Origin of the sequence: Imtechella halotolerans (assembly GCF_028743515.2) — a bacterium.
Taxonomy (GTDB): domain Bacteria; phylum Bacteroidota; class Bacteroidia; order Flavobacteriales; family Flavobacteriaceae; genus Imtechella; species Imtechella halotolerans.
The window spans coordinates 663,175-686,262 of the sequence record NZ_CP117969.2; the positions used below are offsets into that span (position 1 = coordinate 663,175).

Consider the following 23,088-nt stretch of genomic DNA (forward strand, 5'->3'; position numbering starts at 1 on the left):
TTTGAGAGTCACGAATCTGAAGGCTTAGGTATAAAATTGTAGGTATCATACGGATGTAGGTTTTTATTAGGAGTCATAACATCTTAACAATTTTGAAAGAAAAAGAAACTAATTTGATGACGAATATAACGTCAAAATTAAAATATTTGGTATATTGGACTAGAAGTATTTATCTATAAAAGATATAGTTACCAAAGTAATAGAATACCTATAAAAGGACTACCTAATGATCTAAAAAAGATGAGAAGTTTATTTTTATCCACATATTTAATATTATTTTTTTCTTCATTTTCTTTTTCACAGGAAGAAATGCAAGTAACCTATAAGATCCAATACCCAAGTAGTTCCGAAATGTGCGATGGCTATGTTGAATTTAGTGTGCAAGGGGGTACGCCTCCCTATCTATTTTCGAATGTAAATGGTTTTATGCAATCCTCCAACATTATTGATGGACTATGTGAAGGGATGTATGAATTTGAGGTGATAGATAGTATGGGTTACTTCCTAAGGCAAATGTTTTCGCTAATTCCCCCTAATCATCTTAATAAGCCTGTGGTGTGGCCTTCAGGCATTCAAAATAGCGGAATCGTGGAAATTAGGTTTGATGGAGTACCACCTTATTCCTATTCTTTAAATAACTCAGCATTTACTTCTCAACATATATTCTCTGACCTGGCTCCAGGAACTTATTCCTATTCTATAAAAGATTCTTATGGATCTAATGTTCATTCATCGGTTACCATTGAAAGTATAGATTTGGATAATTCCGTGATTGCAATAGGGGATGAATTGATTGCAAATTTGGATGCAGTTTCTTTTCAATGGATCGATAGCGATACTCAAATTCCTATCGAAGGCGCTACTGGTAGAACCTTAAAAACAGGTAGGCTGGGAAGATTTAGAGTAGAAATGACCTTGGGAAATCCTACAAATGCCGGTAGAAATCTCGAAAATCAACAATTCATTAAAGTTTCATCAGCAACCATTGAAGTAAGCTCACTTGATTTTGATAGTGAATTAGTTAAGGTGTTTCCGAATCCATCCAAAGGAATTATTTCGTTTCCAACTTCCTTAAAAGGTAAAGAGTTTTCAATTTACTCTATGGCCGGTAAAGAGGTTTTATCTGGTGTGATTTCAGATCAGCAAATTAGAATTGAAAAGTTAGAAAAAGGAATGTATTTTTTAAAAATGGAGGGGTATAAGACCACTAAAATTGTTAAAAATTAGAAATGGACAGTAGGTCTTTTCTATTTTCTACAATGAAATATATGAATGATAAGATAAAATATAAAACCAACCTAAATACTTGCCAATGAAAAAATCAAACATTTTACTAGTAGCCTTTTTTGGATTTAATTTGATTTCCTGTACCGATGAACCTGTTGATTTTCAACAAGAAACTGGTGAATTAATAGAAGTAGAAGAACGAAACTATGAGGGTGGGGAAATTGAATCAGTATCCATTACCAAATTTAATGATCAAAGACCACAGATGGTAACAGAGTATGATGCATCAGGTGAAGTCTTTTCTATTGCTCGATTAAGTTATAATGCAGCAGACTTATTAGTATCCATAAAAGTATCCTCAACTGATGGTATTGTTTTTTATGAAGAGGGATTTACCTATGATAATGCGAATCGAATTATCCAGACAACCGTATCAGCCAGTGATGAAGACTATTTTCAAACTAATAACTTTACCTACAATCCAAATGCTACCATAACCAGTAGTACTGAAATTGATGGGGAAATATTTTCTAAGACTTTTGTATTGAATCCCAATTCCATTATAACTAGGGAAATTGAAGATGGAGAAGTGATTTATTCTGTTGAATTTAACAACTTACTACCAATTTCAAAAACCAATTTTGGAAATACTTCTACATTTTCTTATTTAGAAGAAGGTTCAGAATCCTATGCATTTGTCAACTATTTTGGTGGGAATCCAAATAATGTTGTTTTGTATTATAATGATCTTGGTTTGGCTGTTGACCAATTTACCGATAAGCTCATTAGTAAAATTGAATCAAATTTTATGACAGAGGAATATGAATATACCTTAAATGGGGATGGTTTTCCTTTGACAAAGAAATATTATGTGGATGGAGAATTAAGTAAGGAAAGCATATATACCTACAAATAGGTTTAAATGATAAAAAGACTATAAGGGATTTGCATACGACGTTTTAGAACACTACTTAAGTAAACAAATTTCTTATAGTTTTTAATTTTTCATGTATTTTTATAGGTTATAATTCGCTCCATAAATTAGTGGTGAATTCATATACTTAATAACCAATGAAAAATGACACATACCACAATAGATACCAATAGCAATTACGACATTTTTCAAAGTGGAAGTAAACACATTGGATTTCTCTTTGTTTTATTTCTATCTATCGCTAGCCTTACGGTATTTCAGGACTTTTTGGAGTCTCAACGAATTGGATATACCTTTTATTTAAGTGAATCCATTTTATTTAAAATTATTTGGATTCTTTTCATCCCATTACTCGCTGTTTTAGGAGGGGTTCTTAAAAAGCAAAAACTGGATTCGATATATAAGGCGGGATTTTATATCATTGGATCTATAGTGATTCATCTTTTTTTTCTTTTGTTATTTTTTGTAGTGTGCTCTATTGCTTTCTACCAAGGAAGATATGATGTGTATAAAATTCTTAACTACACCTTGGCTAACGACTTATATACACTAGTTGTAATTTATTCAGTCTTTGTGCTTGCTCATGTGTATTTTATTAATAAATCGGTGGAGGTGATCACCCTTCAAAAAGAAAGCTATTTGCCGAAAATTATAATTGGAGAGGGAAAGAATAATACCGTTGTTGATGTCAAGGATATATATCAAATTTCAGCTGAAACACCGTATGTTTCCATACAATTAGAAGAAAAGAAATTCCTTCATACTGAAACCCTGAGGTCGCTGTCAATGAAATTAGATACCAGGACATTTGTTAGAGTTCATAAATCCACGATTGTTAACCTCGAGAAAGTTTCTTCATTTAAATCACGATTAAATGGAGACTACGACCTCCTTTTAAAAAATGGCACTATAGTTAGGTTAAGTAGAACCTATGCGGCCAATTTTAAAAATGAGTTTACCGGAACCCATCGGGTTAAGGTATAAACTCATCGTCTGAACACATTTGATTTCTGTTTACTATTTCCTGAAAATACTTTTGTTGCTAAATCTATTAAAAACAAAAGTAAATGAACACAGGAACCACCTCATTTCATGGTATGATACGTATAGTACGTCTTACCATTGCCATTATTTTTTTTGGCTTTTTCGCAAGTTGTAATGGTCAAATCAAAACAAATTCTCAACCAACCACTCAAAAGTCTCCACCCAAACTGATTGTTGGAGGCGGTTGTGATGGTTGTGAACTGATGTATATTGGGATGCCTCAAAACCTAAAGTCTATTGATACTAATTCTGCATGGAATGATAAGGGGCAAAAATTATTGGTAACAGGAACAGTGTATAAGTTTGGCGGCAAAGTTCCAGCACCGAATGTGATCTTATATTATTGGCAAACCGATAGTAATGGGTACTATACTCCAGAAGAAGGAATGGACCAAGAGGTAAGAAAGCATGGACGTATTAGAGGTTGGGTAAAAACCGATGCAAATGGAAAGTACTCAATTTATACGATACGTCCCGCAGCCTATCCAAATAGGGATACACCCGCACATATTCATATCTCTGTAAAAGAACCTGAAATCGACAATGAATACTATATAGATAATTTAGTCTTTACGGATGATCCGCTGTTAACTGGAAAAGAAAGAAGGAAACTTGAGAATAGAGGAGGGAGTGGAATTCTCCGAATCCTTTTAGATAAGGAAATGCAAGTGGCCGAACATTCGATAGTGTTAGGGCTTAATATTCCTAATTATCCTGAAAAAAATCAAGAAAGAATTCGTTCAGGTCTGGAAATAGGAGAAGATAATCCATCCTTTACACCTTACCATGCCTATGGTCCAGATAAGGGTACTACAGTTTGTCCTGTATGTAAATATGGTAGGTTCCATGGTATTCTATATTTTGTCGGCAACCACCCCAACTATGAAGATATAAAGAAGTGGTTATCGTTTTTGGAGCAAGAAAGTGTCCACCGTAAGAATTATATAAAGGTCTATTTTGTCTATGGAAATGATAAGGATTATGATAAAGATAAAAGAGGAAGGGAATTAGAAGCCCTTGGAAAGGAACTAAATATTAAAAATACGGCATTAACATTTGTCCCTTCTTTTTCAGACGAGGAAAGTGAAGCAAACTTGAATAAAATAAATCCTGAGGTAGAAAATACCTTTGTCATTTATAAGCATAGAGTAATCATTGATAAATATGTGAACCTTAAACCTACGCAGGAAAATTTTAACCTTATTTCTCAGACATTGGATAAAACCAGAAGTGAGTACTTCCATCTTTCGGAGCCAAAGTACCATTAAGGGAGAAGTATAAAGAATACCAACTAAGTATGAGAGGTCCTTACGTGTAAAGTAGGGATCTTTTGTTTTAGCATAAATGTAATTCTACAGTAGTTTGTATAGATTCCTGAATAGTTTCTAATCACCAGCCTTTAGGTGTAAAAACACCCATACTTAAAATATAACTTTAGAGACTGCCAAAATGAATGAGATAACCTAGAAGGTATATGCTATGGATAGGCCGGTAAATTTATAACGAGTTCCTCCAATAGCACCATTTTTCAATTGAATTTGAGCCTTACTCTTATGTTTGTGTCCCGCAATAAAAAGAGGAATGCTAGTAAGAGTTGTAACAATACCCACACCCATAAGGACTTTACCACCATGTGTTTCTGGTGAATCACTAGAGAAATCAAAGTTGTCTGCAAAATCAATAGCAGCCCCTCCAACAATCATTGCGATTCCACCTCCAAGAGTTATCCAGGCTGCGGTTTTGTTTGATTTCATTTTATCTATATGAAAATCATAAAGTTCCTGTGGAGACTGAAGTTCTTCATCTGGTACTACTTGCCCGAAGAAATTGCTTATAAAGACAAAATTAAATGTCAAGATAAGTACTATAACAGTTGTTGATTTCATACTAAATGGAATTAGAGTTATAAAAAACAATGAGACGGATAGTACCTTAGACTCGTAGGTGTCCATTTAGACTTGAAGTACCTATAAAGTTACAAAAAAGGAAAGAAAGTATAAATAGGGTCTGGAAAATTATTCAAGTATGCCAAATTTAAGGCCATATAGCCTTAAATTGGTCTTACACTAGTAGAGAAGACCTCCTTGTTTACATTTATTTTAGAAGTAACGTAATTGGATACACTGGAAGAAAATAGTGTTTCTATTCTATTCCAGTGTTTGCTGGCCACCACCATTTACAAAGATGGTTTGTCCGCTAACCCATTCTGAAATTGGCGAAGCAAAATAAAGCATGGCTCCTGCTATATCGTCTGCAGTCCCTAGTCGTTTTATGGGTGTGTGTTTGAGCATCGTCTTTTCAATTTCGGGAGTTAAAACACTTTCTAAAGCAGCTGTCCTGGTAGCTCCGGGACCAACTGCATTGATTCGTACCTCCGGGCCGAAATCGTAGGCCAAATTTGCTACCATATGGTTTACAGCAGCTTTTGAACCTCCATAACCACTCATATTTGGGCTTTTATTAATACTGGACATGGAAGTAGTAAAAACAATGGAGCCGTAACCTGCCTTTTTCATATGTGGTACGGCTAATTGACATAGTCGCCACCCGCTAAATACATTTAACTCGAAGTCTCTCTTTATATCTTCTACAGAAATTTTAAAGGGGTTTTCTCGTCCAGCACCGCCACCGCCGGCATTGTTAATTAGAATATGAATTCCGCCAAGTTTTGAAACTGTAGTGTCAATTAAGTGTACTAAATCTTCATCTTTCAAAACATTACAAGAAACAGCAATTGCTTTAACCCCTAATTTTTCAATTTCCTTGGCTGTTTTTTTAGCATCCTCTATATTAAAATCCCCTATAGAAATGTTGGCCCCATGTTTTGCCAAAATCATTGCAGTAGCTTTTCCAATGCCATTTGCACCGCCTGTAACGATCGCAGTTTTTCCTGTTAAATCAAATAGTTTATTTACTTCCATACTGTTGAATTTAATGCTGATGAACTTCTTATTGGTTGGCGTCGAATAAAGGAAAAACGAAGTGTCATCAGTCGTACCATAGCTTTAGTTGATTTTATACTCAATGGAATTAGAATTATAAAAAACAATGATACAGTTAGTACTTTAGTTTCCTAGGTGTCCATTTTAACTTTAAGTATCTATAAAGTTACAAAAAAGAAAAAATTAAACTATTGATAGTTAGTAGTTAGTAAAGATTGAGTGTAAAGAAATAGATCTCAGAGTTTTCAGTAATCTAAAAGGAGTAGGTAAAAGAGAATCCTGAGTAGGTAACCTTGGTAATTCCTATGGCACCTTTTTTTAATTGAATCTGAGCTTTATTCTTATGATTATTTCCAGCAATAAAAAGTGGAATGCTAACTAGGGTGGTAGCAAGACCTAACCCAATAATGGTCTCTCCATTGGGTAGTTCATCAATGACAATAGAGGTATAATTAATTAGAGTACCTACGGCTACCAACGCAATTCCACTCCCTAGAATTATTGAAGCGGCAGTATTGTTTGATTTCATTTTTGCTATATGAAAATCGTAGCGCTCTTGATCAGATTTATGTATATCCACTGCGTTTAATTCTTGTCCAAATCCATTGCTAATAAAGGTAAAATGAAGTATCATCATTAGTACCATAACTGGGGTGGCCTTCATACTAAAATAGAATTAGAATTATATAATACAACCTAAGGGATAAACAAAAGACCAGTATGATTCATACTAGTCTTTTGTAATTTTAAATATACTGAAAATCAAGTATTAAAACACGGGATTTCCATGTGTTATTCTAGGTGAAATCAACATGGGCCTATTATATTATTCACAGGTACCGTCAGTAGTACAACTTTGACCTTCTATGATTTCAAGTTTATTTTCAGGATTTAGTGTTCGCCATTCTGCAAAGGACTTTTCAAGGGTTTCTAAAAAGGCAACTGAGGGCTGAGCACCTGATATAGCATACTTCCGGTCAACTACAAAGAAGGGAACTCCGTTTACACCAATTTGTCTGGCTTCTTGGATATCCTGAGTTGCATAGTGACTATACCGGTCATCGGTAAAGGCTTCTTGTATTTCAGTTTCATCCAGACCAATCTCTATCCCTAATTGAGTTAAGGTGGCGATATCGGCAATGCTTTTTCCTTCCGTAAAAAATGCCTTAAATAGGCGCTCTTCTGCGGCATCTCCTAAATTTTTGGATTTAGCAAATTGTATAAGCTGATGCGCTTTTCTAGAATTCACCATTACGGAGGTATCAAAATTGTACTCAAGACCTACTTGTTTGGCAGATTCTGTTACATTGGCTAACATACCTTGAACTTGCTCCAGACTCAAACCTTTGCGCTTTACAAGGTATTGCTCGTAACTTTCATTGGGTACCTCAGGAATGTCAGGATCTAATTGAAAACTTTTCCATTCTACTTCAATATGGTCTTTGTCTGCAAATTGTGATAAGGCCGTTTCAAAATTCCTTTTTCCAATATAACAGAATGGACACATTACATCACTCCAGATTTCTATTTTCATTGCTGTATTTTTTTACTAGTTATGTTTTTTTAAGTGTTCTAATTACTACTTTTCAAATCTAAGCAATAGGAACATACTAGCCAGGATACTATGGATTGTTTTTAGGACAATACTGGTTCTTTGGCAAGGGGTAATTTAAGGAAGCTATAGTAGGATAATGACAGTGTAATTACTGAAAACACTACGAATCCATATGAATGATAGCCCATTGCCATGTGGGCTATAATAGCTGAGACTAGGTTGATGGTGAAACCTGCGTAGGCAAAGTTTTTAATTCCTTTTGGTACCATTGGAAGGATTAGAGCTAAGGCTCCTAATATTTTAGCTATTCCCAATTCAATTCTAAAATAGTCCTGGGTAAATCCAAGACCAACAAATGCTCCTTTTAATTCTGGAGCAGTGAAATACAAATAGCTACTATAAAGCATTGAAGCTGAAAATAAGCTAGTACTAATCCAATAAATAAGTTTATTCGTGTTCATTTTTAATAAAGTTTTATGTTGCAAAATTAAGAGTATCGTAGTTTCTAAATGCTATTCATTTCCTTTTGGAAAGTAGTTTCACTTAGGAAACTACTATGATTGTTTTTGTATCTTTGCAGGGTAAATCCTTAAGTTAAAATGAAAAAAGTAGCTGTCATAAATAGTAGTGAGACCTGTCAAACAAGGATAGTGGCTATAAAAGATGCCATGGAGATATTATCGGGCAAATGGAAATTTCACATCATCGGAACCTTAATCCATGGAGAAAAATTACGTTTTATGGAATTGTTGAGGGAAGTGGACGGTATTGGGGCTAAAATGCTTTCAAAGGAATTGCAGGATTTAGAAATGAATCACCTAGTGAGTCGTACTGTTTTAAACACTAAACCCGCAACGGTTGAATATCAAATTACGGATTTTGGAAAATCATTGGCACCCATTATCGATGAAATCGCCAAATGGGGAATAGCCTATAGGAATTTTGTATATACCAATTCCTAAGTATTATAGTAGTATTACATTGTTTTAAGTGAGGTAGTATTATTGTTTTTTGGATTTGATTTTAGATAAACCTTTATCCACCTTGGAATATAGTTTTTTGTGATACAGTATCCATCCTCCTATAATACCAATAAGGCTTCCAAGAGTTATATCAACCATCCGAGCCATAAAGACTTCATTAATATCCATGGAGAGTTCTCCCCCGGATTCCGCTAAAATTATGGTAAGTATGGTAATAAATATAACTGCTAGGGTATAATTTCTAACCACCAGGAATTCAATAATTATTTGCAGTAGTATAAACCCAATAACGATAAATAGGGGTGATGGGTTACTGGCAAAAAGAAGCCAAGTGATTCCCAGACCTATAAAGGTTCCCAGAATACGTTGCAAAGCACGTAGCCAAACGTGTTTTGTACTAATTCCCTGCATAACAGCTAAACACGAAATAGGAATCCAGTAGGGGTTGTCTAGCTCCAGGAAAAAGGCAACAGCTAAGGATATTCCCATAAATAAGGCAAAAGTGGCTGACTCTACGATACTGGCGGTGCTCTTTTTTTGTGGGATCCTACCAGTTGATTCGGTAGTAGGGTTAAGCGTGAGAAGACTATAAACCAATCCCAATCCGCAGGTCAGGATGGTACCCATGGCTACATATCCAATTTTCTCAGGAATGCTTTCATAATTAAAAGGCGTACAAATAGCAATTGAGGCAATCATAATAAAGAAAAAGTTGCCTGGAGGTTTAGTAAACCTTAGTTTATGTAAAGAATAATGAATTCCAAATGACAATATACCCAAGGCAAATGGAGCAACCATGGCATTGAATGAAAATAGTAGACCCACTGTATAGGAAATCATAATACCAAAGCAGCAAGTCATCAGTAAGATCATTCGTGTGCTAAGTTTATAGGATTGTATATACAGTATAGAAAGACCTGCCAGAGATCCAAGTTTTCCACCTTCCATATTATCAAGTAGCCAACCCAAGAGCATTGGAATACCAACAGATAAGCCGGCAATAAGGGGTAAATGCCATTGCTGGTCAGTATTTTTGAAGGCCAGTAGTGATTTCATGTGCTCTAAATGTCTATTTGAAACTTGTCATTGAACACGTCAAATTTCGTGAATTATAGTTTATAATTCAGGTTTTGGCCCTTTTGAAATTATAGTTCGTACGAGTCCCGGAAACCATCTCTGAAGCCACACCAAAATTCTTCCATGACCAGTAAAGACATAATTTCTTTTTCGCTTAAGGATAGCCCTTACCATTACCTTAGCAGCCTTGTCTGTAGGCCACATTAAATTTGATGGACGAGGATCTGGTCTATCAGGATGCCAAACACCATCGTTGTCAACCCTGGCAATCTCGGAGACCACAAACCCTGGATGGAGCGTTGTACAACTCACCCCACTATTCTTTAATTCAACCTGTAAGGTTTTACCAATAGAATTTACCGCGGCCTTGGAAGCACCATAGGCACCTACATAAGGGTTAGGAAGATAGGCAGCTATACTGCCTACCAAACCAATTCGTCCATTAGTCTTCTCCAAATAGGGGAGTGCATATTTAACGGTCAATGCTAGACCCGTGACATTGCCCTGTAATTGTCTATTCCAGTCTTTCGCCGTTAGCTTTTCAATACTGCCAATTACCCCAAATCCTGCATTTGCTACCACTACATCCAAACGCCCCAAGCTAGTAATTATTTGCTGGACGGCTTTTTCAATAGAAGTCTCTTCCATAATATCAACTGGAATAACTAATGCTTCCCCTCCGGAATCTTTTATCCCCATTGCAATAGCCTTCAATAATTCTTGACGTCTGGCAGATAGAACTACTTTGTATCCTAATTGTGACCACTTATGGGCCATAGCCTTACCTATACCTGAAGAAGCCCCGGTTATCCAAACTACCTTTTCTTTGGTTGAATTCATAATGACAGTTATTAGTTAGTTACTTATTGGAATTATATGTGTATCGATAAGAGTTTTTACAAATAGGTATAATGCATAGTTTTGATGATCAATCTATTATGGATTGATAACTAAATGTATGAAAAGGAATTGAATTTGAAAGGAGTTGTTTAAAATAAGAGGTTTAGTTGGGCTATCTATGAAGAATATCCGATTTTGAGTAAAACCAATAATAACGGGCATTTTTCCTGCTAATTTGTAACTGGTTTATACTGAAATCTAGCACTTTCTTTCCAAGGACTGTTATCAATGGACTTTTCTTCAAGAAAATCAATTTTACCATTAGTAGGTTTCATGGTTACTCTCCATCTGGTTAATTTGTCCTCCGTTTGTCTTTCTCCCTCGAATACAAATCTGTCTTGAATCCAATGGCCACGTAATGTTCTTGAATTACCACTTCCATATAAACCATAATAGATATAAACCTTTTCTAATGCTGAGTAGGAGAAGTAACTAATTGAGTTATCAGTTTTACTGTCTTTAGATTCCGAAGCGCATTGAAGGTGATTCCCTTGTATCCAATCACAAATTTCAATATAGGTTAATTCACTTCCATCAACTGTCCACTTCCCTTTAATGAATGAAAGCCTTTGTTGTTCAACTGTCAAATTATCTTCTTGTCCAAAAGAATTAATGGTTGAAAGAAAAGCAATAATTAGTATATATCGTCTCATTGGTCTGGTTAGTTATAACCATAGTTTGATTAAAGATTTCAATTGAAGTCATTCCAAAAGTTACTCCTTTAATAAACAATGATTTAGTTAAAAGTTGAATTTTGTATAAGAAGGTTATTATCTTGTTTATTAGATGATTAGTGGATATCTAATTTATGATAAAAATAGTACAACTACAATAGATAAAATGTACTTACCCTTGTATTATATCAAAAGGCCAAGTGTAAGCTTCCCTTAAAATGATTTTTGGTTTATTGTTCAAACCGATAGTCACGAGAATCTTCCAAACATTGAAGAAGTTTACCGGACATTGTTGCCACCTGTTTTTATCCTAAACTCTTTTTCACTACACAGGGATTTCCATATGCTAAAACGTTATCTGGGATATCTTTCGTTACCACACTTCCAGCTCCAATAGTAACATTATCTCCTACTATTACTCCAGGGAAAATCACCGTATTTCCTCCAATCCAAACATTGTTACCAATTTTAACCGGTTTACAAGAGGTGAGGTATCCCTTTTTATTCTCTCTAATAATTATTCGTTCAGATGCTTTTAAAGGATGACTTGCAGTGTAAATTTGGACAAAAGGACCAATCAATCCATTTTCACCGATACTGATCTTGTTATTGTCTAAAAACATACAATTTGTGTTTATGAAGGTGTTTTCTCCAATTGAAATATTTTCACCATAATCACAGAAAAAGGGCGCTTCAATCCAAACACCGGTACCTTTAAATTTAAAAAGTTCATTTAATATTCGTTCCCTTTCTTGGATTAATTCGGAATCAAGTTGGTTGTATTCCCTAAGTAATTTTCTAGCCTTATGGTATATTTTTATTAATTCGGTATCTCTGGAGTCATAATAGTCTCCATGTAGCATTTTCTCTTTTTCAGTCACTGGATTTTTCTTGTTTTTGAGTCAACGGTTCCTATATACGGATAGTTGTATGTGTATTTACTAAATTATTAAAAAAGCAAAGAACCCTTGAAAAATCAGTAGAATTTAACATCTAGCCAAGAACTAGGAAATAATTATTACACTACAAAAGAATTCCCTAACACTCACATCTTGTTTAAAATTCAAGATGTACAGCTACCTTATTTAGTAAGAATCAAAGGTAAAATAATAAATAGGGTAGATGATAATTAAGGGGATGCTAGACTGGAAGGTTAGGATAGTGATTGTCTTATGTCATATAATCAAAGTGAAATTTTAGAAGAAGGTCTAGTCATGCTGATTTTGATTGCATTAATCTTAATGGAACATTATGTACTTATAAATTGTCTAATGTTAAATAGTCAAAACTTGATCTGGCGGTTACTTTAAAATAGATAACTTTAAAAACAAATTATGTTGTTTGTGAATTTTAATTGTTTTTTAAAGTCAAGAACATTATTCATGCAAAATCATAACTTTTCTTAAAAGGAAAACTGTAGTCTTACATATGATAAATACCGAAAGAATTTTACAAGAAATAGAGAAAACGTATATGCCATTATCAAATAAGTGCAAGCAGGAATTCATCGCTTGTTCTAAGGTTAGTACTTTTAAAAGAGGTGATGTGGTGGTTTCTGAAGGACAGTTTTCTAAAAAGGCCTATTTAATTGTGGAAGGTTGTTCAAGAGCCTATTACTTAAAGGATGGTAAGGATATCTCGGATTGGTTTACATTTGAAAATGAGTTTATGGCACCCATTGTTAGTTTTTTTAGTGACAAACCCAGCCCTCACTACGTTGAGTTTATAGAAGATTCCACGGTTCTAGAGTTTTCAAAAGACAGTATAGATAAATTAACAAGTAAACATCATGATTTTGAGCGATTTATTAGCAGAGTGGTAACAGAAACCATGCTTGGACTTTGTGAACGATTATACACTATTCAGTTTAATAAGGCCGATGAAAGGTATACCCACTTATTACAGATATATCCTAATATCACTAACCGAATCCCACTGACTCATATTGCTTCTTATTTAGGAATTACACTTGAAACATTAAGTAGAATAAGAAATCCTAAAAAGTCGAATTTGATTTAAATCAAATGATGCCTCTTCCAATAAAATGACCTTTGTCAAAAACAGTTAAAAATGGAAGAACGCAACAAACAACTACATTCAATCTGGGGAAAATGGTGGGTACCCATTAGAAAATGGTTTTATCCATCTTGGTTACTTTATGAAACATCTTATCGTTTTTACGATTACGCTGAATCAGTTCATCCCTATGTAATAAATCAACTCGAAGGCATCGAAGTATACATTAAAGAAATAGGTTTACAAATACTCGCAGCCATTAGTAGCATCGCCACTTTTGCAATTTGTACCGTTTTTTTAACGGTGCCAGCTTGTTTTCTTTTGTATTGCTTTTTTACAACAAAGAATGTAACAGGCACTACCTTTGAAGGAAAAGTAAAAGTATATTTCTAAAGGGAATGAAGAAAATACTTATCATAAATGGTCATCCCGATAAGGAAAGCTTCAATTTTGCACTTTCCGAATCCTATAAAAAGGGAGCTGAAAAGTCAAATGCTACTATTGAATTAATCAATATCCGGGAATTGGACTTTAACCCAAACCTCGAATTTGGATATAGAAAGAAATCAGAATTGGAACCAGACTTATTGGATGCTCAGGCAAAATTAAAATGGGCAGATCATGTAGTTTGGATATATCCTGTATGGTGGAGCTCTGTACCTGCTATTATGAAAGGTTTCATAGACCGAATTTTACTTCCAGGGTTTGCCTTTAAAAAAAGGAAGAATTCATTGTTTAGCGATAAATGTCTTACCGGAAAAACGGGAAGAATAATTTGCACATTAGATCAACCTTTTTGGTATTATAAATGGGTTTATGGGAATCCCAGTCATAAGGCCATGAAAAAAGGAACATTGAAATATATTGGAATAAATAAAGTCCAAATCACTACGATTGGCCCAATTAGGTTTTCAAACGATAAATTTAGAGCCAAATGGTTAACGAAAATTGAAAACTTAGGTCTTGCCAATAGGTAATTTAAAGATGAATTTTTTCTTATTATACGGTATTCAATAAGAAGTTAACATACGGTAACTATGATTTTGAAAGCATGATAAAAAGCGAAGACAGTTAATTTAGCTATCTTCCTACCTTATTAAAAAAAGTACAATACATCTATCAACCATAAAGGCAGCATACTACTTTATAGTATACTCTTAGAGTAACAACTATGAGATATTGGGTACACAAAAAAAACAATAATTAGAACATGAAAACCATTTACCTACTTACACTATCAGCGCTTACCTTTATAGTATCCGCTTGCGCAGATGCTCAAAACTACAGGACCTCCAAACCTCCATTAGTTGAAACTAAGGAAAAAAACATAGATAAAATTACAAATGAACTTCAAAAGGAACACCTATTAGGCACTTTTGATGGATTAATAACCATTTCAAAAGGGAATAGCATATTGTTCAAGCATGCCTATGGTTTTGCCGACCGAAAAGACAGAAGGGAAAATACCACTGAAACCATTATTGATATTGGATCCATTGCCAAGACATTTACTGCTGCTTCTATTTTGCAACTTGCAGCTCAAGACAAATTAAAGCTAACTAATACTATTGGTGATTATTATCCCAGTGCTTCTGAGAAAGTGGCATCGATAACCATTGAGCAATTACTTACGCATTCAAGTGGCATGGATAATTTTCATAATGACTCGGATTTTGAATTAATGAATAAAAGTGAAGCGGTGGATAGAATTCTTTCGATGCCATTAATCTTCAATGCCGGAGCTAAAATTGCCTATTCTAATGCTGCATATACATTGTTAGCATCCGTAGTTGAACAAATTAGCGGTCAAACATTCAAGGAATATGTAATCGATAATTTGATTGTACCATTTGGCCTTAGTAATACGGGTTTCTATGGTGATCCGCATATAAAATCAGATAGATTAGCTCTTGGGTATGGGGGTGAAAGACCAGGGAAAACAACGTTTGAGAGAGAGTTGACTTGGGCTTTGATAGGAGCAGGGGGGATGGTATCCTCCATTGATGATCTGGTGTTATGGTTCTCTGTACTTTCACAAGGAAAGATTTTTCCAGAAAATTCTTCAATTAGTGTATTTAAGGTTGTAAACGAACGATGGCTGTTAGGTAGTTTTTCGCAATTTGAATTTCTTGAAACTTCTGTTATTCAAATGGGTGGAAGCACTGATTATGGTTATACAGCGCTCATTCAATATATTGCGGAAGATGATTTATTAGTAGTATTGCTTCTTAATGGACATGATCAAAAATATAAAAATGCCACACATCACAAACTTAGTCGAAACCATATTTTACCTTTACTTTTAAGTGATAATTAATAGGTGACCAATATTGTAGTAATTAGAACTGTTTTGTTCAGAATGAAGTCCATACTTTAGAAAAGGATAAAACTTACAGATGGTTTTGTGAATTATAGGAGTCTCATAAATACATTCGCCCATATGATGAAAAAATTTCGATAGTTTACTGGTAAATAGATTAGTTTTGATTTCGTACAAATTCCAGCGTGTATTTTAAGGACTGCGGTATTCATTAAAAATAAATTTAAAATGAAATGTAACTTTCAGAAAGAAGCCAGATTAAATTATGTTCTGATCCTTTTACTGGTCGGACTATTACTATCGAGTTATAGCCTGGTTCCTTCTAAAAATAAAAAAGAATCAATAGACTATATAGAGTATACCAGAACTATTAACAAAGCTGAAAGCTTCGTATTGGATTCAAGTTATTTTGCGGCCTTAACTACTTATGAGAAAGCTTTTGAGATGGTTGATAAACCGCTGGCAGGTCATTGTTTTACAGCAATGCAGGTCAGTGCCTATTTAAATAAGAAGCACCATTTTAAAAAATTCATGAATGAAGCTCTAAAAAGTGGATTAGAGCCTAAAGATTTTTCAAAAGATTCCTTATTACATAGTTATATAAGAGAACAAAAACTCAATACCTTTCTTAGTAAAAGCTATCGTAAGAATTCAAAAATATATAGTAGCCAAATTAATCAGAAGTATAGAGATACAATAGATAAGTTAATTGAGTGGGATAATAAATGGAAACGCATATATCTGGATACCTTGTCAAGGGTGGACCCTACAAATGCAGAAACGTATAATGCAAAATATGATTCTATTATAACTCTTATAGTTGAAAACCACCTGATTCCTTTAATTCAAGAACATGGATACCCTGGGGAACGCATAATAGGGAGTGCTAGAAATGGTCTAGGAAGTAAATTCAACTATTCTCAATCAATGGGTAGAATTTTGTTATGGCATTATCATACCGTAAAGACACTTAAACCCTGTGAGTATAACGATCTTTTTTTTAATGAGGTAAAAAAGGGAAACATGGACCCTAGGGAATATGCCACGATTTTAGATTTTCAAGTAAACAAAGGACTCGATTCTTTATGTGGAAATGTAAAGACATATAATGAGCACTATATTGTAAACGACACCACCTATTTTAAAGAGTTTAATGTTAGAAGAGAAAAGATAGGGTTAGAACCCATGGATGAGGTAATTCAGAAATACAAGAGAGGGCAAAAGGTGTGCAAACAAATTAAAGAAGGCAAGTATAAACATATTAAGTTGTTTTATTGGTGTGGGTAATGGTCCGGTTTACTTTCCCTAATGGTTCTTACTTGGAATGACTTTGATTGGGATAGATTTTACAATTAGCCAAGGTAGACTTTTTAAAATCAGTTATACTAGATTTATCCAGTGTACAAACCTGAAGCAGAAATTGCAGAATTGCAAGTGTATAGTTACCGACCATTTCTAAATTGTGGAACAGGATTGGAGACATCTATTATTATAAAGAGATTGAACATAGATGGACTAGTTTAAACTACTATATTAGGTGCATTCTATACTCAATTACTTCCTTTAAATCAACTCATAAACACCAATGCTTAAAGATGTGGACACTACTTCCGAGGTATTGTAAATGAAACTATACAGTTTATTAATATTGTGGTTACACAAATGGAAATTGCTAGTAGTTTCTTTGCAAAATTAATTCGATACCATAGAAAAGGGACATTTTTGCACTATAGAATTAGGATGATTAGATTCATTTATCTACTTCTAAAAAAGAGTGTTATTTGATTTTGTAGTGCAATACGCCTTATCGAATTTTTATACTAAAAGCTATAGAAATGATAAAAGTATTGGTTATTATTGATGATTCCTCAGAGTTCAGTAGGCGCCTTCTTAGAGGATTAATTAAGTACTCAAATGATAACGAATCGTGGATTTTTTTTCAATTACCTTCTTACTATAAGTCTTTGAATGGAACCAATGGTATTGTAGATTGGGCCAAGGAATGGAAGGCGGATGCGGTAATAGCCAGATGGGATCATGAGGAGTCTTTGCTGGCACAATTAAATGTTCCAATCATCTTTCAGAACTATAAAAAAAGGAGTGAATGTTTCTCTAACCTAACAGGTGATTATATAGGAACAGGAGTCATGGCTGCTCATTTTTTCATGGAAAGAAATTACCAAAACTTTGCTTTTTACGGTAATATAAATGCGGTATGGTCCAAAGAACGCGGGGAAGGGTTTAGAAAGGAAGTGGAGAAATTTGAAGGGAAATATTATCATTTTGAAACTGAAAATTTAAGGGAGGAACCTTGGAGTAAAAGTCATATAGAACTCGAAAAATGGGTATGCTCTTTGCCTAAACCCATTGCATTGTTTGCTTGTGATGACACCTTTGCTTTACAAATATCTGAAGTATGTAAGCTTAACAATATAAGTATCCCAAATGAGATTGCACTGCTAGGTGTGGATAATGATGAATTGATATGTAATTTATCTGACCCACCAATTTCATCCATCGTTCTTGATGTGGAAAGAGGAGGTTATGAACTAGGCAGATTAATTCATCAATTAGTAAAAAAGGAAAAGCTGGGGCCAGGTAATGTTACCATTAAACCCATGCGTATTGAACTACGTAATTCTACCGAAAAATATAATATTGAGAATAAACATATCCTAACTGTGGTAGACTATATCGTTGCTAATTTTACTTCCGATATATCTATTGATTTTTTAACAGAATTGGTCCCATTGTCTAGAAGAAACCTGGAGGTCAAGTTTAAAAATGAAATGGGTACTTCAATATATCAATTTATTCTTCAAAATCGAATAGAGTATTTCTCAAAGCTATTGCTAAATACAGATAGATCTTTGTTTGAATTGGCCCTTGAATCTGGCTTTAACGACTGTAAAAACATCTCTCGTATTTTTAAAAAATTTAAAGGCCATACCCCAGTAGAGTTTCGCCAAAGGCTACAAGAATTAAGTGCAGTTAATGCGTAGTGAAGGTATTACAACTTCACTTAAATGGCCAAAGAAATAGATAGGGTTTAGAGGCCACTTGGAAATTAGGAGCTCAGTTTTAGAGCGTAATTGAAAAGTCAGCATTTCCTTTTTTAAAAATATAAAACAGAGACTGTCTTTAGAAGGAGGTAGTAAGGTATTAATTATTGTAATATGTATTGTTTATGAGTTTTCAAGGTAGTAAGAAACAAATCCATTTATTGGGGCTATTAAGCCTAGTATTTGTTCTTTTTTCCGGAGGACTGGGTTTATTTGGTCAAGATAAGTCTAAGGAATCAAATAAACGTAGAATCCAGTATTTGAATCAGTTGTATGTTACATTATTACCTGATGATTATAGAATTCATCCAACAGCACTTGCGCCAACCCCTGAAGACTCAACATGGACTGATTGGCAAAAAAGATCTGGGGAATTACCTCCGGATTTTAAATCTATGCCTTCTTTGCCCTTTCTCCCAGACCCATTAATCATAGATGAGGGAGGAGCCAATATCCCGGTGAAAACCATTGAAGATTGGAATACTAAAAGACAGTGGATTAAAGAGCAGGCCCAATATTGGATTACGGGTACAATGCCTCCATCACCTACTAATTTAAAATGGACCGTTTTAAATGAACGTAAGGTGGATGGCCTTATGGAAAAAGACGTTTTATTGGAATTTGGTCCTGATCATTCAGCAAGTCTTCACCTTACGCTGCTGTATCCTCCAGGTGAAGGCCCCTTCCCAGTATTTATGTGTTCATGGAAAAAGGATAGGTATGATTGGGTACAAGCTGGAGTCAGAAGAGGATATATTGGAGTTCGATTTACGGCTACAGACCCTAAATACGGATTTACCGATGATAGTCAGGAATATGAGAAAATATGGTGGCCTGAGTATGATTTTAGTGCAATTAACCGCTGGGCTTGGGCCGCTTCGAGAGCTATTGATTATCTGTATACACTTCCTGAAATAAATAAGGATCAAATAGGCTTAGCTGGATTCTCAAGAAATGGAAAAATGGCCTTATGGGCAGCAGCCTATGATGAGCGAATTAAAGCTGTGGTACCTATAAGTGCTGGAACTGGTGGGGAAAATCCATTTAGATACACTTCGGATAAGTATAGAAATGAGACCATAGAATTGCTTACCCGTGTTAGACCTCATTGGTTGCATCCGAGGTTGCGATTTTATGTAGGCAGGGAGTCTAAACTACCTGTGGATATGAATTCCTTAATGGCTTTGGTAGCACCAAGAGGGCTTATGCTGACATCTTCGATAATAGAGTCTGCAGGGAATCATTTTGGAATTGAACAAGCCTATTATTCAGCCAAGAAGGCATACGATTTTTTGGGAGCTGGCGATCAAATTGCTGTTGATTTGCGTTATGGACTTCATGCCCCGGCCAACCGTGATATGGAACGTTATTTTGATTTCTTTGACTATGTTTTTAAAAGAGGTAGTATGAAACCCAAAAATGAATTGTTTCATACGTATAGTTTTTCAAAATGGGTAAGACTGTCCAATGAATTCATAGATCCCTTAGATTTTAGACCCAATGAATCTGATGACTTGTTAAAGGATAAGAACGCAAAACCTATAAAAAGTAGTGAAGATTGGGAGAAAAAGAAAAAAGACATAGCTCAGCAACTTGAGTGGGTTATGGGAAAGGAACCGCCTTCTCTGGGCCCAGGTATTCAAACGGACTATCTTAGAGAAACCCTAAAGGAACCAATGCTGGAGTCAACCATTGGAAGTCAGGATATTTCTTTTGGGACACTTTATTATCCAATCAATGCTGAGGGAAAACCCAAAGATGATCATTTACCGGTGGTAATATACCTACATGAATTCAGTTATTCTGCTGGTTTTTCAAAATCAAAGGAAATTATTGAACAGTTCACTAATAGTGGCTTTGCCGTCTATACTTATGATCAGATAGGTTTTGGAACTCGAATTGAAGAGGGAACCTTGTTTTATGATCGCTTTGCAAAGTGGAGTAAATTAGGTCGAATGGTAGCTGATGTGCGATGGGCTATAGATGAACTATCGGCCATTGAGTTTCTTGATAAAAATAAAATTATGGTCGTTGGATACGCGCTTGGAGGAACTGTAGCCCTTTATAGCGGAGCACTGGATCCTCGTATTTCTGGAGTGGTTTCTGTATCCGGTTTTACACCCATGAGAAGCGATACCACCGGTAAGACAGCGGAAGGTATCTATCATTATTCGCACCTGCATGGTCTGTTACCCAGATTAGGGTTCTTTGTGGGAGAAGAAACAAGAATTCCCTATGATTTTCATGAAATACTTGCATCCTTAGCACCCCGTCCTGTTTTAGTGGTAGCCCCAAAATGGGATCAGTATGCCTCCGTAAAGGACGTTAGTCAATCGGTGAAAGATGCCAACAGGGTGTATTCCCTTTATTCGGACCATGTCAAAATTCAATTGGAGGTACCTGATGACTATAGCAGGTTTTCTTCAGACACCCAAAAAAGGGTGGTGGCATGGTTGAAGGGATTATAAAATGGATTTTATGGGAGTCAAAACTAAACGTTTTTTGATTAGTGGTATACGGTAATTAGGGAGCTTTTGGGAGGTTTAATTAGTTTATTTATGATCTATAAACAAACCTTTAAACCTATTAAAATGAAAACAAAATTTCGATGTTTATTCACTCTTACCCTTTGTGTAACATCTTTGTTATGTACCTCATGTAAAGACGACATCCCAACGGATCAAGATGCTTTACAAGGAGAACGAATTGAACAATCTGGATTTTCTGCACAAACTATGTTATCTCCAACGGATATCTCAGTAGATTGGAATAATTGGACAGATGGTGAAAATTATAATGTAGCCATGGCTATTTCAGATTTTGGCGATATAAACAATTTTACACATGACGAGCAGGCCAGAACGTTAATATCCCTCTCAAGGTTACGTGTGTCATTAATTAAAAATGAGTATGGGGCTTCTGGCGGAGTGATAACAAATTCTCATATTAATGACAATGAAGGATATGAAATTAATTATAGAGTAAAATTTCATTCCACTTTCGATTTTAAGTCGAAAGCTGTTCTTGGATGGGGATTGAATGTTGGAGATGGTGCCTCAGGAGTAGCTACAGGAGAAGGAGGAACGTTTCGATTGATGTGGGATAAAGATGCCAATGGTAATTTTTATTTCAAACCATATATATACTATGCGGATCAACCTTCTACTTCTGGGGATGATTTTGGTGTTCGTTACCCTGCAGAAGGCTCCAGCCTTACAGGAAGTGTTTGGTACGATATAAAAATGGTATTTAAGGCCAATACCAAAATGAATAAAAATGGTAGGGCTGAATTGTATGTCAATAATGTTAAAGTCCTGGATACCCCTATACGTTGGACAAAGGATCATTCTAAGCGATTTGCCAATCAACTTCTTTTTTCAAATTATAGGTCAGGTGCCGGAAGTGAATCCTCTGAAATTGCCAATATTTGGTTTGATGATTTCTCTCTAGTAAGTTCTGTACCAACCTATGAACCGACATGGTGTGATAACCTATACTCTCTTGATAATTTATACGATGCTATTTCCAATACAAACTATCATTTAACGACCATCGATAATTCGGTGAGTTTCTCATTAAAAAATGGATTTGCAGGGGATATTAGTGGTGAAACAGGGACTGATTTCGCAAGACGTATGGATTGTTGTATTGCCTTTAACGCTTCTATGGGAATTAGTAACCCACCCCCGGGAGAGAGACATCCGGTAGGTATTCAAATTATAGACGGTACTATTGCCCAGGACCTTTCCAATATAAGGTATGAGTTAGGTATAAAATCTAATAATCAGCTTCGTTCGTATCCTAAAGATGAAACTGCTTTAAATATTCTAAATGATGGTGCCAATTATGCACTTACCGCTTTTACACCTTTGATTGAAAACGGCCAGCCAGTATCTGGATCTGTTCTTAGTTCTGTGGCCAATTATACGGAGAAAAACCCACGACAAGTGATTGCTCAATACCCCAATGGAGATCTTTTAATCTTTAGTTGTGGTGGTCGAGGATACGGTGGAGAGGGCATGTATGCAAGTGATGTAATCCGTATTCTTTCTAATTTGAATGTCGAATTTGCTTTTATGCTAGATGGTGGAGGAAGTGTGACCACGGTACTTAATGGAGAACGAATCACTCCAATGATAGATAATTACGGAACCGAAGAAAGACCCAGACCAAGTTGGTTATATATCGAGAATAACTAACTGCGAAGCACCTTTATAGATTAAGGAGTTCAAAGAAATAGATTTTTTCAAAATAAAACCATGGAACCTGCCAATTGGCAGGTTCTTGTATTTCATGGATTCCATATTTCAAGTCTGCAGAGGTGAACACTACTTTGCTGATTTTGGAGGCATAA

Annotated in this window: 22 protein-coding genes; 13 read left to right on the forward strand and 9 right to left on the reverse strand. The window is 35.2% G+C overall.

Annotated features, from left to right (window positions below; all coding sequences use genetic code 11):
* Positions 1-240: 240 nt before the first annotated feature.
* The 4 genes from PT603_RS02940 (at position 241) to PT603_RS02955 (ending at position 4,473) form a co-directional block, all read left to right on the forward strand.
* Positions 241-1,227 carry a T9SS type A sorting domain-containing protein gene (locus tag PT603_RS02940; protein WP_008238841.1) on the forward strand — a complete coding sequence of 329 codons (987 nt, stop codon included), beginning with the start codon at positions 241-243 and terminating at the stop codon, positions 1,225-1,227.
* Positions 1,228-1,312: 85 nt separating this feature from the next.
* A complete protein-coding gene (locus PT603_RS02945; protein ID WP_008238843.1) occupies positions 1,313-2,143 on the forward strand; it encodes a hypothetical protein in 831 nt (276 codons plus the stop codon).
* Positions 2,144-2,305: 162 nt separating this feature from the next.
* Positions 2,306-3,145: a LytR/AlgR family response regulator transcription factor gene (locus PT603_RS02950; protein ID WP_008238844.1), complete on the forward strand. Its 840-nt coding sequence runs from the start codon at positions 2,306-2,308 to the stop codon at positions 3,143-3,145.
* Between the two features lie 83 nt (positions 3,146-3,228).
* Positions 3,229-4,473 carry a dioxygenase family protein gene (locus tag PT603_RS02955; RefSeq protein WP_008238848.1) on the forward strand — a complete coding sequence of 415 codons (1,245 nt, stop codon included), beginning with the start codon at positions 3,229-3,231 and terminating at the stop codon, positions 4,471-4,473.
* 195 nt (positions 4,474-4,668) lie between these two features.
* On the opposite strand, the gene PT603_RS02960 is transcribed toward PT603_RS02955, so the two are convergent.
* The 5 genes from PT603_RS02960 to PT603_RS02980 all read right to left on the reverse strand — a co-directional run bounded on the left by PT603_RS02960 (position 4,669) and on the right by PT603_RS02980 (position 8,163).
* The gene (locus PT603_RS02960; protein ID WP_008238851.1) at positions 4,669-5,091 is read right to left on the reverse strand and encodes a hypothetical protein; all 423 of its coding nucleotides are present in this window, start codon (positions 5,089-5,091) and stop codon (positions 4,669-4,671) included.
* A gap of 261 nt (positions 5,092-5,352) precedes the next feature.
* A complete protein-coding gene (locus tag PT603_RS02965; protein WP_008238852.1) occupies positions 5,353-6,126 on the reverse strand; it encodes a glucose 1-dehydrogenase in 774 nt (257 codons plus the stop codon).
* Between the two features lie 274 nt (positions 6,127-6,400).
* Positions 6,401-6,811 (reverse strand): hypothetical protein, encoded by a 411-nt coding sequence (locus PT603_RS02970; RefSeq protein WP_008238854.1) that lies wholly within the window; start codon positions 6,809-6,811, stop codon positions 6,401-6,403.
* Between the two features lie 162 nt (positions 6,812-6,973).
* Positions 6,974-7,681, reverse strand: a complete 708-nt coding sequence (locus tag PT603_RS02975; RefSeq protein WP_008238855.1) for a DsbA family oxidoreductase — start codon at positions 7,679-7,681, stop codon at positions 6,974-6,976.
* A gap of 101 nt (positions 7,682-7,782) precedes the next feature.
* Complete coding sequence (locus PT603_RS02980; RefSeq protein ID WP_008238857.1) at positions 7,783-8,163, reverse strand: DoxX family protein; 381 nt, start codon at positions 8,161-8,163, stop codon at positions 7,783-7,785.
* A gap of 138 nt (positions 8,164-8,301) precedes the next feature.
* Here PT603_RS02980 and PT603_RS02985 point away from each other — a divergent pair, with 138 nt between their 5' ends.
* On the forward strand, positions 8,302-8,664 hold the full coding sequence (locus PT603_RS02985) for a winged helix-turn-helix transcriptional regulator (protein WP_008238860.1): 363 nt from the start codon (positions 8,302-8,304) through the stop codon (positions 8,662-8,664).
* A gap of 39 nt (positions 8,665-8,703) precedes the next feature.
* Here the strand turns inward: PT603_RS02985 and PT603_RS02990 are convergent, their stop codons facing one another.
* From PT603_RS02990 to PT603_RS03005, 4 genes are all read right to left on the reverse strand, one after another.
* Complete coding sequence (locus PT603_RS02990; RefSeq protein ID WP_008238863.1) at positions 8,704-9,741, reverse strand: FUSC family protein; 1,038 nt, start codon at positions 9,739-9,741, stop codon at positions 8,704-8,706.
* 60 nt (positions 9,742-9,801) lie between these two features.
* Positions 9,802-10,602: an SDR family NAD(P)-dependent oxidoreductase gene (locus tag PT603_RS02995; RefSeq protein WP_008238864.1), complete on the reverse strand. Its 801-nt coding sequence runs from the start codon at positions 10,600-10,602 to the stop codon at positions 9,802-9,804.
* Positions 10,603-10,832: 230 nt separating this feature from the next.
* Entirely contained in the window at positions 10,833-11,315 is a 483-nt protein-coding gene (locus tag PT603_RS03000) for a hypothetical protein (RefSeq protein ID WP_008238866.1), read from the reverse strand.
* Positions 11,316-11,641: 326 nt separating this feature from the next.
* Entirely contained in the window at positions 11,642-12,217 is a 576-nt protein-coding gene (locus PT603_RS03005; RefSeq protein WP_008238868.1) for a sugar O-acetyltransferase, read from the reverse strand.
* Between the two features lie 547 nt (positions 12,218-12,764).
* Between PT603_RS03005 and PT603_RS03010 the strand changes: the two genes are divergently transcribed.
* From PT603_RS03010 to PT603_RS03045, 8 genes are all read left to right on the forward strand, one after another.
* On the forward strand, positions 12,765-13,355 hold the full coding sequence (locus PT603_RS03010) for a Crp/Fnr family transcriptional regulator (protein WP_008238870.1): 591 nt from the start codon (positions 12,765-12,767) through the stop codon (positions 13,353-13,355).
* Between the two features lie 51 nt (positions 13,356-13,406).
* Entirely contained in the window at positions 13,407-13,745 is a 339-nt protein-coding gene (locus PT603_RS03015; RefSeq protein ID WP_008238875.1) for a hypothetical protein, read from the forward strand.
* Between the two features lie 5 nt (positions 13,746-13,750).
* On the forward strand, positions 13,751-14,329 hold the full coding sequence (locus PT603_RS03020) for an NAD(P)H-dependent oxidoreductase (protein WP_008238877.1): 579 nt from the start codon (positions 13,751-13,753) through the stop codon (positions 14,327-14,329).
* 233 nt (positions 14,330-14,562) lie between these two features.
* Positions 14,563-15,669, forward strand: coding sequence for a serine hydrolase domain-containing protein (locus PT603_RS03025; RefSeq protein ID WP_008238878.1), 1,107 nt, complete (start codon positions 14,563-14,565; stop codon positions 15,667-15,669).
* Positions 15,670-15,900: 231 nt separating this feature from the next.
* Positions 15,901-16,959, forward strand: a complete 1,059-nt coding sequence (locus tag PT603_RS03030) for a hypothetical protein (protein WP_008238880.1) — start codon at positions 15,901-15,903, stop codon at positions 16,957-16,959.
* 548 nt (positions 16,960-17,507) lie between these two features.
* The gene (locus tag PT603_RS03035; protein WP_008238882.1) at positions 17,508-18,674 is read left to right on the forward strand and encodes an AraC family transcriptional regulator; all 1,167 of its coding nucleotides are present in this window, start codon (positions 17,508-17,510) and stop codon (positions 18,672-18,674) included.
* 185 nt (positions 18,675-18,859) lie between these two features.
* Positions 18,860-21,202 (forward strand): alpha/beta fold hydrolase, encoded by a 2,343-nt coding sequence (locus PT603_RS03040; RefSeq protein WP_008238884.1) that lies wholly within the window; start codon positions 18,860-18,862, stop codon positions 21,200-21,202.
* 123 nt (positions 21,203-21,325) lie between these two features.
* Positions 21,326-22,933: a phosphodiester glycosidase family protein gene (locus PT603_RS03045; RefSeq protein WP_008238886.1), complete on the forward strand. Its 1,608-nt coding sequence runs from the start codon at positions 21,326-21,328 to the stop codon at positions 22,931-22,933.
* The last annotated feature ends 155 nt before the right edge of the window (positions 22,934-23,088 follow it).